The sequence below is a fragment of the Niallia endozanthoxylica genome (assembly GCF_008710145.1).
Lineage (GTDB): Bacteria > Bacillota > Bacilli > Bacillales > Cytobacillaceae > Bacillus_BD > Bacillus_BD endozanthoxylica.
In genome coordinates, this window is record NZ_VYKL01000003.1 from 1 (window position 1) to 13,933 (window position 13,933).

General features: G+C 38.5%; 10 protein-coding genes. 7 read left to right on the plus strand and 3 right to left on the minus strand.

Annotation, left to right across the window (positions count from 1 at the left end):
• Positions 1-290: 290 nt before the first annotated feature.
• Entirely contained in the window at positions 291-1,757 is a 1,467-nt protein-coding gene (locus tag F4V44_RS00195) for an amidase family protein (RefSeq protein ID WP_150437974.1), read from the minus strand.
• A 405-nt stretch (positions 1,758-2,162) separates the two neighbouring features.
• On the opposite strand from F4V44_RS00195, the gene F4V44_RS00200 reads away from it, so the two are divergent.
• Positions 2,163-3,230 (plus strand): helix-turn-helix domain-containing protein, encoded by a 1,068-nt coding sequence (locus tag F4V44_RS00200; RefSeq protein ID WP_150437975.1) that lies wholly within the window; start codon positions 2,163-2,165, stop codon positions 3,228-3,230.
• A 269-nt stretch (positions 3,231-3,499) separates the two neighbouring features.
• Entirely contained in the window at positions 3,500-4,702 is a 1,203-nt protein-coding gene (locus tag F4V44_RS00205) for a dipeptidase (protein ID WP_150437976.1), read from the plus strand.
• A 134-nt stretch (positions 4,703-4,836) separates the two neighbouring features.
• On the opposite strand, the gene F4V44_RS00210 is transcribed toward F4V44_RS00205, so the two are convergent.
• Complete coding sequence (locus F4V44_RS00210) at positions 4,837-5,493, minus strand: GntR family transcriptional regulator (RefSeq protein WP_150437977.1); 657 nt, start codon at positions 5,491-5,493, stop codon at positions 4,837-4,839.
• A 300-nt stretch (positions 5,494-5,793) separates the two neighbouring features.
• Here F4V44_RS00210 and F4V44_RS00215 point away from each other — a divergent pair, with 300 nt between their 5' ends.
• The 5 genes from F4V44_RS00215 to F4V44_RS00235 all read left to right on the plus strand — a co-directional run bounded on the left by F4V44_RS00215 (position 5,794) and on the right by F4V44_RS00235 (position 11,579).
• Positions 5,794-6,429, plus strand: a complete 636-nt coding sequence (locus F4V44_RS00215; protein ID WP_150437978.1) for a Crp/Fnr family transcriptional regulator — start codon at positions 5,794-5,796, stop codon at positions 6,427-6,429.
• A 646-nt stretch (positions 6,430-7,075) separates the two neighbouring features.
• Positions 7,076-8,080: a TRAP transporter substrate-binding protein DctP gene (gene dctP / locus F4V44_RS00220; RefSeq protein ID WP_150437979.1), complete on the plus strand. Its 1,005-nt coding sequence runs from the start codon at positions 7,076-7,078 to the stop codon at positions 8,078-8,080.
• A 15-nt stretch (positions 8,081-8,095) separates the two neighbouring features.
• Positions 8,096-8,596: a TRAP transporter small permease gene (locus F4V44_RS00225; RefSeq protein ID WP_150437980.1), complete on the plus strand. Its 501-nt coding sequence runs from the start codon at positions 8,096-8,098 to the stop codon at positions 8,594-8,596.
• A gap of 38 nt (positions 8,597-8,634) precedes the next feature.
• On the plus strand, positions 8,635-9,948 hold the full coding sequence (locus F4V44_RS00230) for a TRAP transporter large permease (RefSeq protein WP_150437981.1): 1,314 nt from the start codon (positions 8,635-8,637) through the stop codon (positions 9,946-9,948).
• Between the two features lie 281 nt (positions 9,949-10,229).
• Positions 10,230-11,579, plus strand: a complete 1,350-nt coding sequence (locus tag F4V44_RS00235; protein WP_150437982.1) for a hypothetical protein — start codon at positions 10,230-10,232, stop codon at positions 11,577-11,579.
• Positions 11,580-11,845: 266 nt separating this feature from the next.
• On the opposite strand, the gene F4V44_RS00240 is transcribed toward F4V44_RS00235, so the two are convergent.
• Positions 11,846-13,771, minus strand: a complete 1,926-nt coding sequence (locus F4V44_RS00240; protein ID WP_150437983.1) for a XylR N-terminal domain-containing protein — start codon at positions 13,769-13,771, stop codon at positions 11,846-11,848.
• Positions 13,772-13,933: the final 162 nt, after the last annotated feature.

A 13,933-nucleotide genomic window follows, 5' to 3' on the forward strand; every position in this document is an offset into this window, starting at 1 on the left:
CATGATTCTGACAGGGAGAGTCCCAAACTCGGAAAAGCTGTCAGAAAGAGAGTGTGATTCTGACAGGGGGAGTCCCAAAAATCACAAAGCTGTCAGAAATATTGTATTAAAGTCTGTGTAGAGATATCTGTACGTAAATGACTGTCCAAGGCAAAAGAGTTCTTGAGAGCTATTCTCGAATCTCACAAAACAAAAAGGAACAACAAGCAAGCTACAGCCTGCCTATTGTTCCTTTTTTCGCCTACATAATCATTTGCCCTTCACAGTCCATTGATCAGTATAGGTTCTTTTTACCAAGAAGGAGTAATAGGTGTTTGAATCGTATTGTGCATTTCCAAAATTTCAGCTGCCTCAAACAGGGTATCTTCACGGAACCTTCTTCCTAGCAATTGGACACCTGCTGGAAGTCCGTTCTCGACGGATGTTGGGACAGACATGGCTGGGAATCCAAGCATTGGAATGGCCATCATCGACCACTGGGCAGCCATCACGGATCTCATTCTTTCAACGCTTGCAATATCCGCATCCTGTTCAAATGCCTGCTCTGCCGATACTGGCATTAATAGAAGTGGATACTTCTCTAAAAACTTCTGTAATTCAGCAATCAGTGTGCCTCTGCGTGCGTAACCGTTCATATATTCAGTTAAACCAGGCTCGGGTCCCCACCAATCTTTTGCTACCGCATAATAATGTTCCGCTGCTTTTTTCATTCCATAGTCGCCAACTTCTTCAACGAGCGGCATGATTTGACGGAACTCCTCCATACATAATAAGTACCAGAGTTTATAGGCTTCCTCAAAGATTGGCACATCGACTTCTTCCACAATATAACCGGCATCACTTAATCTAGCAGCCGCTTCATTCAGTGCTTTATCGACCGCCTCAACCGGTTTCGCAATATTGGAGCCTTTTAGAAGGCCAACCCGAATTGGTTTTTGCAGCGGCTCACCAAGTAACGGAACAGAAGCATGGATTGGGTCACGAGGGTCAAATGGTGCCATCGCTTGAAGCCCTAAACGCAAATCCGCTACAGTTCTTGCTAAAGGACCCTGGGCAAGCATAGTCTGTACGGATAATGGCTGATCCTGGTCTGCTGCCCCGTACCAGCTTGGGACTCGACCCATCGTTGGACGAAGGCCGAAAATTCCTGTAGCATAAGCGGGATGACGGATGGAACCGCCAATATCGTTTCCATGCGCGATTGGCATCATCCCTGAGGCAACAGCAGATGCAGCACCACCGCTTGAGCCTCCAGGTGTTCTTGTTGGATCCCAAGGATTTAATGTAAGCCCATGCACATCGTTATTCGTAAACCAGCGATACGAGAAAGCAGGTGAATTATTTCTGCCGACAAAAATGGCTCCTGCCTTACGTAGGTTCGCGACATGCGGTGCATCTTCAGCAGCTATATTTTCTTTGAAAGCAACAACTCCGTTTGTCGTCGCTTTGCCTTTTTGATCACTATTTATTTTAATGGACATGGGTACTCCGTGGAGAGGTCCCAATTCTTCCCCGGCTGCAACCGCTTGGTCAGCCCGATCAGCTGCTAGTAGAGCTTCTTCGGCGAATACTTCACCAAGAGCGTTTAGTTTAGGATTCATTTCTTCGATTCGGTCTAATGAACTTTGAACGATTTCCCTTGATGAAACTTTTCTTGATTTGATAGCGCTTACCATTTCTGCCGCAGTCCATTGCCAAAGCTCACGCTGCTGTTCCTTTTCTTTTTCCATCATAGGGAATACAGGTCTTTCACTCATTTTTATTCCTCCTCTTAATGAATAGAATATAAAAAATTATCAAAATATTTAAAAATTGATGAATTAATGTTATTTTATAAAAAAGAGGATGGTTAGTATAGGACTAGAATGAGTGATTTTTCGGTGAAAAAGGTACTAGAATGAGTACCTCATAGTGCCAAAATAGAAAAGAACAATAGATAGCACCAGTGGAAGGTGGTCAAATTGGCCGGGTTAGCGTCTTCAATACTTTAAACAAAGTCTTTTAATTATTTTCATTCCTATGATAAAAAATTTCTATCAATCTATTTAGAATTTTAATAGACTAATGTTATTATCTAAAAAGTAAGTATATGACTAGATAAGCAGTTCTTTAGGTAATAAGTACCCTCGCAGACCTACTAATGTAAGAAAAGGTGGAGAAACATGACAGCTTTACAAATGAATCTATCTTCAGCTGATTATGAAAAAATTACAAGATTAATCCATACATTATCGATGAGCTTTAAGAAGGGAACAACTGAATTACAACATTTATTATCGGAGTACTTTGGATATCATTCATCAATATTTTGGAGAATAGATCAGAATGGAAACCTTTCACACCCAATTAACCACCATATTAGTGATAAATTTTTAGAAAATTATGTAGGTCATTTTCAAAATCAAGATTATTTACACCCTAGACAGCATTTACATCGATTCCCGAACGAGATTGTCTTACGGTTGGAGGATGTAACCGAGCTGAAGGAATATGAAGCTTCCGATTATTATAAGGAGTTTATGAAGCAACACAAGTACTATCATGAAATGGTGGTTACCTTTCACTCTCGCAACCAATTTAACGGGGTTCTTGGGATAGCTAAGACAAAGTCACAAGGAGCTTTCACTGAGAAGGACCGGACGATTTTTCGAACATTGGCCCCGATTATTTCTAACTTGTTGCATTTGGAATCAGCATACGAAGAACAGCGCAAAGAGAAAGAAATGCTTGAGGCCTTTGCGGATAAAAATCATACTGGGCTTATTTTGCTTGATCAACAGTACCAAGTCATCTATATGAACCAGTCAGCCTTTAGAATGTCGAAGGAAGCTTCGACTGCTAAAAATCTTGATCGTTTTATTGAAAGCCTTTTCTTTAGAGCAGGAAATAACTTGGCTGGTTCTTCGGTACTGCATTTACAGGGCTATACAATCAAGGTCATTGCTCATCACGAACCATTTTTATCAAAAGAAAGCCGTTTTGCAGTGATTATTGAAAAGGAAGAGAATCAACCGAATGTGATGACAGTGGATCATCAGTTAACAAAGCGGGAGCATGAAATATGCTGCTATTTAAAAAAGGGCTGGACGTATAAACAGATTTCCGAAACATTATTTATCAGTGTTCACACGGTCAATAAACATATTAAAAATATCTATCGAAAAATGGATGTCAACAGCCGAGCGGCTTTGCAGGCAAAGCTGCTGAACGGGCTGGGAGAATCGGTTTGAGGCTAGGCACGATTAGGTAAATAGGGAAGTAAAAGACAATTGGTAAATGTATGTTAATCAAGCGCCAAGCTGTCTTATGAGTAACATGGTCACGGGTCGCAGAACTCAAACTCGTGACCATTAACTGTACGAATCGGTCGGAAATGTAATAATTTTCAGCACGAAAACGGAATTGATTATCTATTCTTATTCATCTAGTATAAAATTTATAGTTTGAATTTTTGGAAAAAGAGGAGTTCAAGCTTACCAAGAATATGGTGGGGATGAAAATGACTACAAAATTATATAATGAATATCAATCATTTCAATACTTAACACCAGGAAAACACTATAGGGCTTTTGAACTTCCAGGTTCAGAGCGTTATCAAAGCACAATGAATATTGAATTAACACAATCACAAGAACGATTTTATGAAACCATTTTAAAATATTATCCTATTGTTTCATTACGCGACCATGGGTTTGTTGTACCAAAGAATCCTGAAGACATCATTCCATATTGCCGCCAGCTTCATACGGAATTTGATTATCAAGGCCTGAGTCAATCCGGCGCTGATGTTATCTTCGAGAATTTTATGGATGGAATTTCAATTGTTACTTCTCAAAATGGACTGAAATGGAATGATGTCATTTTAACATTAGGCATTCGTTTCAGTGACATTGCTAAGCAAGATACAGTCTATATAGCCAAAACCTATGAAGACTTATTTGAAGCCAAAAGAACAAACCGAATCGCTATTTTGCCTTCATTAGAAGCAGCCAGTATTTTAGAAAATGAAGTGGACCGAGTTGACGTTCTTTACGGACTTGGCGTTCGTTGCATGGGTATTACATACAATGAAGCCAACACCTTAGGTTCAGGATTAACAGAAAAAAGAGATGCTGGCTTAACGAAATTCGGCAGAAAAGTGGTAGAACGAATGAACAGTCTTGGCATGGTCATAGATATTTCTCATTGTGGAGATCAAACGAGTTTAGATGTTATTGAAGCAAGTGCGCAGCCGGTTATGATTACACATGCAGGAGCAAGGAAGATATGGGATTCTCCAAGAATGAAATCGGATGAAGTCCTGCAAGCCTGTGCGGAAAAAGGGGGAATCATTGGTGTTTGCGCCGCCCCAAATACCACTCTATCGATGAGAAATCCGAATGAACATTCCATCGATTCGGTGATGGAGCATCTGGAGTATATGATTGATTTAGTAGGAATCGATCATGTCGGATTAGGCCCGGATACCTTTTTCGGTGACCATGTGGCTTTACAAAATGCGTTCGACCAGATGTTATCGCTGCATGAATCTCATGGAAATGATGAGTATGAAAGCTCTCCTTTTGTAAAAGGATTAGAAAATCCATCAGAAGCGACGAAAAATATGATTAGATGGCTGATTCAGAAGGATTATAAAATACAAGATTTGGAGAAAATCTCAGGGGGCAATGCGCTAAGAGTCTTGAAGCAGATATTAAACTAGGATATTTCTTCCTAATATGAAACAAGCATTCATTAGGCACAATCATCAATCAAAAACGATTCTATTGTTTTTAGGTAAAAGCAATAGAATCGTTTTTGGTTGGCAATAAAGTACATTAACAGAAAAAACAAAGGTTAATAAAAGTCCTTTTCCAATGCATTCATAATTAATTGACGTGTACCGTCAAAATGATGGATTAATAATTGAATGAGTTCTTCTACCTTTTTTTCTTCTATTAAATCCAGCATTTTATAATGTTGAATCTGACTTGTTTTGGAAAATCCCTCCTCATTCGTATAAATATGCAGGTATGGATTAACTGAGTCCCAAACATTTTCAATGGTGCTATAGAGCTTTGGAGAATTCGCATACTGATAGATTTGCAGATGAAAGGTTCTGTTTAATTGCTGCCATTGACTGTTCGAGATAGAATGGTGATCCATGTGTTTAAGGATTAAACGTAAACTTTGCACATCTACCGGTCTGATATGGGGTACAGCCCATTCTAAAGCAAGTGATTCTAGCTTTTCGCGAATGGTAAATAGCTGCATCACTTCGAGCTTCGATAATTTAGGAATCGAAATGTATCGCTGTTCTACCTTAAGGAAGTTTTCTGCTTGCAACCTTCGTATGGCCTCTCTGACAGGCGTTGTACTGACTCCAAACTTATCAGCCATTTCTCTTAACGTTATTTTTGCACCTGGAGCAATCTCCCCCAAACTAATTTCATCCCGAAGCAGTTGATAGATTTGATTGTTAATCGATGGTACTTTCTTTATCATTTTTTTCATTGTGCCCACCTACTGTTGTGTTTTGTGATCACAAATGTCATTTCGTTCCTATTATGACATTGTAATGGGGAAAAGATATGTCTATAAATTTAGAATATTATAAATTAATAGTTCAATTATAACAGAAACTACTATATAATTATAAAAAAGATTGATAATATACAAAGAAAATTCTATACAAGAAAAATATAGTTTAGTTTCTGCTCTAGTTGTTATTTTTACTAAAGCTTTTAAATCGCATATTTGTGATCACGTATCACTATTGAGGCATAAAGGATCATATAGGGAAGGGGAAATCATATGATAACAGAATTCATTCAAACAAATTCTCTAAAATGGGATCGATTTCTATCACATGGGAAACGTATCTTCTTGAAAAAGGACTCAACCATCTATAATCAAGGAGATATGTTGGATGGGGTCTATTGGGTTGAAAAGGGGCTTGTTCAAATTAAATCCAGTTCAAATCAGGGGAATGTGAAGAATATTAATATGATTGGTTCAGGAAACTTTTTCGGTGAATTTGCTTTAATTAACGCCCCAGCTATTACCACCGCGATAACATTAGAAGATTCGGTCGTTTACTATTTCACTGTTCAGGACATTAAATCATTATTTAGAGATTTTGATGAGTCCATCATGATTATTTTGAATTCCCTCTTACACAAAATGGCCAAAATGACAGAAACAAGTTTTTTGGAAACAGCTGAGCAGCAAATCGCCTATACTCTGTTGGAACTTAGCGAGCATTATCATGATCATCGAATCGCTATTAAACAAAAGGAATTATCAGAACATACGGGGCTTACAAGAATGACCTTGAATAAGGTTCTAAAAAAATGGAACCATTCTGGAATTATTGAGACGGAAAATAAAGTTATTACCATTAAAAATAAACGAGCTCTCGATGGATATAGTAGGATGAATGCCATCTAGATATGTCCTTTTTAATATTTCGACATATACTAGTGGATATTTGACTCATTTAAGCGATATGGTCATGAAACGGGAGGAGAAACCGAGTTTTCTCCTCCCATTTCATGACCATATCGCAACCTTTCACACGGATGAGTCAACTATCTAACGGAAGAACCATGTTTACTACCCGTACATGATAGAAAAGAAATTCCTCTGTCAATGTAATAAGTTGGAGTTATATAGCAAATGATCAAGATAAATATTCTAAATATTGAATATAATTACAAGATTCTTTAAAATAATTCAAAAATGTAAACTATTTTACATCATTACTATAGTAATAACGTTAAAATTAAGAATAAACAATGAATAACGACGATACAGGAGGCGGTAGTACACAAGAAAAGTAACACAAAAAACGGGTGAGTTATTCATTTTTAACTTCATTCAGTATTCATCCTACACTTCTATAAGTGGGGGATGAATACAAAAAGCTCTCCGATTCAGTGGGGTTCAAACTCCGGCTGAATGAAGTTAAGCCTCCGGCGGATGCCTCGGATTTTTTAAGGTAATTTATCGAGCGAGCTCGATAAAAATCCGGGCGCAAATTCGACGGGGCGAATTTGATTATTACATGAAAAGAAACAGAGGGGGTCATTAGATTATGAAAAAGTTATTTAGCAGATTGGCCGTAGTATCAGCAGTATGTATGCTTGCAGCATGTTCTTCCAATTCGTCCTCTTCGTCATCAGAGAGTTCCGGCGGTTCCGGCGATGCGATCACGATTAATGCAGTAAGCTTCTTAGCAAAGGATGATCCATTAATCGAGCCTGTCAATGAATATATTAAATTAGTGGAAGAAAAGTCAGACGGACAGATTACAATTAATTGGCGCGGCGGAGCAGATATCATTCCTGTGGGTGAACAGGCAAATGCTGTGCAAACGGGTGTTATTGACATGGTTTTTGGCCATACAGGTCAATATGAATCACAAAACCGTGCTGTACAAGCGATGCCGTTATCTAAATTACAGCCTTGGGAAGAAAGAGAAAATGGATTTTATGAGGCAATGCTAGAAGAACATAAAGAAATCGACATGATTTACATTGGCCGTTGGTTAAATACCTCGCCGCAAATTTGGTTGAATAAGCCAATTGAAAGCTTAGCGGATTTAAAGGGTACAAAAATTAGAGCAACAGGAAATTATACAAGATTCTTCGAAAGTCTAGGAATTAATGCTGTTATGATTGATCCAAGTGAAGTGTATACATCCTTACAAACTGGTGTAGTAGAAGGCTTTGTATTTGGCGGTATCAGCGGTCCGCATAAAAACGGATGGACAGATTCAACTAAGTATGTACTAGATCATCCATTCTGGAACTCTAATACTTCAATCGTAATGAACCCTGATAAATGGGATGGTCTTTCTGAGGAAAATCAGCAAGCACTTATAGCAGCAGTGGAAGAGTTTGAACGTTATATGGTAGATTTCCATACGAAAGCAGAAGAGAAAGAAAGAGAAGTATTAGCAGAGGCTGATGTAGAGTTCATTACATTACCTGAGGCAGATGCTAAGGAACTAACAGATAAAGCTTATGATGTGGAGTGGGATTATTTAAAAACAGAAATTCCTGATGAGGTGGATAACCTGCGCAAATTAAGCGAATAAAGGGTGTGTGAGCCAATGGCAAATGAGAAAAAGAATGTGTTAGATTGGTTGTTTGATATTTGTCTAGCAATCGTAAATGTGCTCATGTCACTTTTAATCGTGATTATTATTTTAGATGTTATCATGACATACTTCTTCAATGCCCCGTTAAAGTGGGCATTGGAGGTTTCTGAATATGCGTTAGCCTTTATTGCTTTCTTAGGGTCTGGATGGCTGATGAGAGAGGAAGGGCATCTGCGGTTTGAGATGGTCATTGAGAAGTTACCGCAGAAAGTGAGGTCTGTATTTGAAATCTTTGGTTCACTTGTATGTTTACTCGTCTCCTTAGTCATCGTATGGTCCGGTATAGAGGTGGTTATGAGTCTTTACGAAAAGGGAGCCTTGTTTGAATCCGTCCTTCAATGGCCGAGATGGCCATTAATCGCTGCCATTCCTGTCGGATTTTCCTTACTTGCCATACAGCTTCTTCGTCGCTCTATCCAACATATAAAGAATTTTAAGGCTTTGAAAAGCTAGAACTAACAAAGTCAATCAAGATTGGAGGTTAGAGCACTGTGGAATGGTATATCGTTTTACCTATCATCTTTTTAGCATTAATCGTCTTATTTGCACTGGGAATTCCCATTATATTTTCCTTTTTAATCATTGATATTATCGGTGTTTACCTCCTATGGGGCGGAGTATCCGGGCTGCAGCAATTGCCATTAAACATGTTTAAATCGGTCTCCTTATTTTCACTGTTAGCGATTCCGATGTTCCTCTTTATGGGTGAAATCATGTTTAGAACCGGAATTGGTGCGCAAGTATTTAATGCCTTAGGAAAATGGATGGGAAGAATACCGGGAAGATTAAGTATTTTGGCGGTCGGAAGCGGGACTTTATTTGCCATTCTTTGTGGTTCAAGTGTTGCTACCACATCCCTGCTTGGTTCCCTGCTTGTTCCAGAGATGGAAAAACATCGTTATAAGTCTTCGATGTCTCTAGGCCCTATTACGGGCAGTGCGGGACTTGCTATCTTAATTCCGCCTACTGCTCTTGGAGTTTTAATGGCAACACTCGCTGGGGTGCCTGTTGGAACATTCCTAGTAGCGATTGTTATTCCAGGAATTATTCTTGCCCTTATCTTTTTAACCTACATTATCATTCGTTGTACACTTCAACCTGATTTAGCGCCTTCGTATGAAGTAGAAACTTATAGTATGAAGGAAAAGATTACGGATTTCTTTAAGTATATTTTTCCCCTTAGTTTTATTGTCTTCTTAGTACTAGGTGTGATTATTCTTGGGATTGCTACACCGACTCAATCGGCCGTGCTTGGTGCGGCAGGAACAACGGTTATGGCGATTGCTTATCGTAAGTTTACGTGGAAATTGCTGTGGGAATCTTTAACTGGTACGGCAAGAATGACGGTTATGATCTTAATGATTATGGTTGGATCGACTACATTCAGTCAAATTTTGAGTTTCACAGGGGTTACACAAGGGTTGGTTCAAACGGTTTCGACTATGGACTTAACTCCAATCATGTTAATTATTCTCATTCAACTCGTATTAATTGTTCTTGGTTGTTTCCTTGAACCAATGTCCATTATGATGATGACATTGCCAGTCGTAATGCCAATTGTAGGTGCAATGGGAATTGATCCTATTTGGTTCTGTGTAATCTTCCTAATTAACATGCAGATGGCAACGATGACACCGCCATTTGGAATGGACTTGTTTGCCATGAAGGCCGCGGCGCCTCAGTATTCGATGGGTCAAATTTATAAAGCCATTTTACCGTTTATTGCTATGAATTTACTGTTAATTACTCTTATTATTGCTTTCCCATCACTTGCTACTTGGTTAACAGGTTTAATGAAATCGTAAGAGGTTCAAAAAAATCTCCGGTTAATCCCGGAGTTTTTTTATTAGCTTTGTTAGCAAACAATGTGGTTAATCCTGATTTTTGACTCATCCGTGAGAAATGTCTATTTCTCACGCCTTTCAGCTATGCTGAAAGGTTGCTGTATGGTTAGGAAGTGAAAGGAGAAAATGCATTTTCTCCTTTCACTTCCTAACCATACAGCTTTAGATGAGTCAAAAATCAACCATGTTAATAAACAAAGCCCTTTTATTAAACCTTAAAGTTTGTTGAGAGAAGGATGCTTATGAAGGTGTTTGTCTATGCAGCCGTTCCGATTTTGTATATTTTGAATTTGTTTTTAAGTGTGTTTGTATTGGATCTATTGATTATGATCTTCTCGATTCTTTCCATTTTGCTTTCGTACAGGCAAGCCAATCGATTATATAGTACGGTTGGAACAATCTTTTTAGTTATCGGTCTAGGGTTATGGTCCTATTCATCGTTCAGTTTGGAATTATTGCTGACTGCTTTTCATCAAATGGCTGGAATCCTTGGGTTGTTTGTTGTGTTGCCCTTTATCCAAAGCATGATTCGAGTGGGCAGGTATGATAAATCGATGAATAAACTGCTTCATTATCGTGTCCAAACCGTGCACGGTGTTTATTGCCGCACATCGCTTGGAGTCTATATATTAAGTGTGTTTTTGGCGATTGCAGCGATTCCGATTGGAGCACATAGTTTTGGAAAAAGGATTCCTGTGGTGGTCAATGAAGTAAGACAGCGCTTCTTGAACAGCTCCATGATTCGTCCATTTGCCCTTGCTCTATTTTGGAGTCCGATAGAAATGGTTGTGCTCATTGGCGTAGATGCGACCAATGCGGATTATGAGGTGATTTTGCCCATCCTGCTGGGAATGAGTTTGCTCTTTTTAATCAGCGATTGGCTTTTACAAAGAAGAAAATATAATCTTTCCATTCATCAGGATCAAGTCGAGCCATTCATTGAATTTCCGAGAAAAGAAATAAAGAAATCCTTGCAGTTACTTATTGCCATTCTGCTATTGTTTGGGGCGGTCGTTCTTGTGAATCGCTTATTTGGTTATGGCATGCTGATTTCAATCATTTTTATTTTGGCACCTTTCTCGTTGGTTTGGAGTGTATGTATTCGAAAACTTCCCTTATTGCTGCGGCGTTTAAAGCGAACATGGCCTGAAGGGGTGGAAAAAATGGCAAACTTCAATTTATTATTTTTATCGGCCAGCTTTTTTCTGACCATGGTTCAAAAATCTCCTATCTCTGAATTATTAAACCGAATCTTAGTGGCGCAGTTTAATTATATGCACTTGCTTATTTTCTGCATATTCGTATCGTTAATGCTTTGGTTTTTATCTTATTTAGGTATCCATGCGGTTGTCTTGATTGTTTTATTAGCGAATATTCTCAACCCGTTCTTTGTAGGGAATGAAAATGGCCTTGCCTTCTTACTGATTGCTACCTTATTAGCCTTGTTGATGGTGAATCCGTTCAATGTCGTTTCGTCCATGATGACGAGTATTTTAGGAATCCATCCAATCAAATTAGTCCGCTGGAATCTAGGCTTTGCTGTTTGTTTGATTCTTGCAGTCGATCTGATTGCTTATGTGCTTCTTTTATAAAATGGCTTTGTTAAAGGGTATTGTTGATTTTTGACTCATTTAAGCTGTATTGTCATGAAGTGGTAGGAGAAAATGCATTTTCTCCTACCACTTCATGACAATACAGCAACCTTTCAGCATAGCTGAAAGGCGTGTGAAATGTTCATTTCACACGAATGAGTCAAAAATCTGGCTTTATCAACATAGTGCTTTAACACAGTCTATAAAATTAAGTAAAAACCCGAATGATCCTGGTTGGAGTTCTCATTCGGGTTTTCTATGTTGGGTCAAACCTGTTCGCTTGTTCCGTCGAACTTTCCGAAGGCTAAGTAGATATCCAAAGCCATTTGAACTTCGCGGCGTGTATTGTAATTCGTCATATCGATGTGAAACTTTTCTTTTAAATTGGTCAGCCGATAACGCATGCCTCCAATGGATAGGTTCATACTGCGTGCGGTTTTATGGAGATTACAGTCGTTATTTAAATATAAATAAAGCGTTTTAATGAGTTCGGTTGACTTCGTTATATCGTGTTCAAGGATATCTCCTAATATTCTATCTGCATATGCTTCCAACTCTTCTGGATTTCGAGCGTCTAATAAAATGGAAATATGGCCAATATCGGAAAATAATATCACTCTTTGTTTCTGTCCATTGATTTGGGAGATTTCTAAAGCTTTTTTCGCTTGTTTATAGTGAACGTGAATCTGCTGGATATTTGTGCAAATATTGCTAATCCCAATTAATAGGGATATGGACGGAAACTGTGATGAAAATTGTTCCAAAATCGTTTTTCCAAAAGAAATCGCACTTCCTTTGAACGCTTGTAATAGACTTTCTGGAACAAGGGCCTGAATTCGACCAAAGGAATGAGAAACCAATATTTGTTCATGTGCGGCAGTGGAATGCTTCCGCAGGTTATTGATGATAAATTCCTTTTCTTCATTTAATGATTCATCATCCTGCTGATTTTGCAACTGAAACAGGAATACATATTTTGGCTCAGCAAGATTATAGCCTAACAGAGAAAGCTTATTTGTAATATTTTCATCTATTTTGGGCTGAAGTAAAAGTTCGTCCAGCAATTCTCCTTTCATCCGTTGCTCTGTATCAATGGCTGTTTTTTCATTGAGGATATGAAGGGCACAAATATTGGCTGCTCTTTCAATAAAGGAAGCTTCAAGCTCTTCAATTTCCTTGGAATCTTTAATGATGGATATATAGCCATACACATTATTCTGAACGATAATCGGTGTAATTAACGGATAATGTGTAAATTCCAGACTTTCAAGAGAACCCAGTTGAATCGTTTTCCGATTTTCAATCAATGCGTTCACTTTATGACGATCATGGGAGGGAAGGTTGTTTCTGTTTTCGATAATCTTTTTTAATGAATAATCGTACACATCGCCGTACTCCGTGATCGTTTCGAAATATTTATTCGAGAAGACAATCCCGCATTTCAAACTTCTTCCAAGCGTTTGAGCGATTGATTCAAGACCTTTCCCTTGAAGAACAATTTCGGTTAATTGATTTCCTAAAATATTTCCTTGTTTTAATATCTCGCTTTGTTTTTCAATCCGCTTATGGGCCCGGTCAAGCTCATCGCCAATATCTGCTCGAGCATAATCCACTAGATCACTTGAAATTTCGTCTCCCCATGCATCAAGTGTTTTGCCGATGAAGTGGCAATGAGAATCCCCTTTACCGATACATTCGACTTCTTTAAAAACAATCTTTTTTCCAAAGGAAGTGCTGCAATAGCCGCTGGCATAGCCTTCTAAGAAATAGCAAACCGCTTCAGAATGGGGAGGGAAGTGTTCTAAATATTGCTTGGCTTCATAGGAGTCATGCCAAAATCCTTCTACATCGAATTCACCTTTATCTGGGTCTATATGGGTTTTGATTGGGACAGAGGAGGCTCTTCCAGAAAGATTATGCATCGTGACACCGCCCATAATCCATTCTTTCTTGTTTTCCCAATTAAACATATCTTTTAACATGATGGCTTCATGGAGACCGCATTGATAACCGTAACGCAGTAAAAAGCGTTTGGCTCGTTCAATTCCAAGGGCCAGAATTAAATCCTTTATTAAGGCGCCCCAAGCATTCGCACTGGACACAAACATTTGATGCGACTGCAAGAAATTATCTTTCTCTTGATCGACACCAAATAAATCACTAAAGGTGATCCCGGTTGCTTTGATTGACATATGAATCCCCCTTACGTTGGAAAGTTATAAATAGTAATATTTGATTTTATCCTTTGTTTAGATAATATTCTGAAGGTTATGATACTTATTCTATTATAACATCTCGGAGGTTAGATTACGGTATGATTCGGCAGTGAAATGGGGGTTTTACCTACATATAGC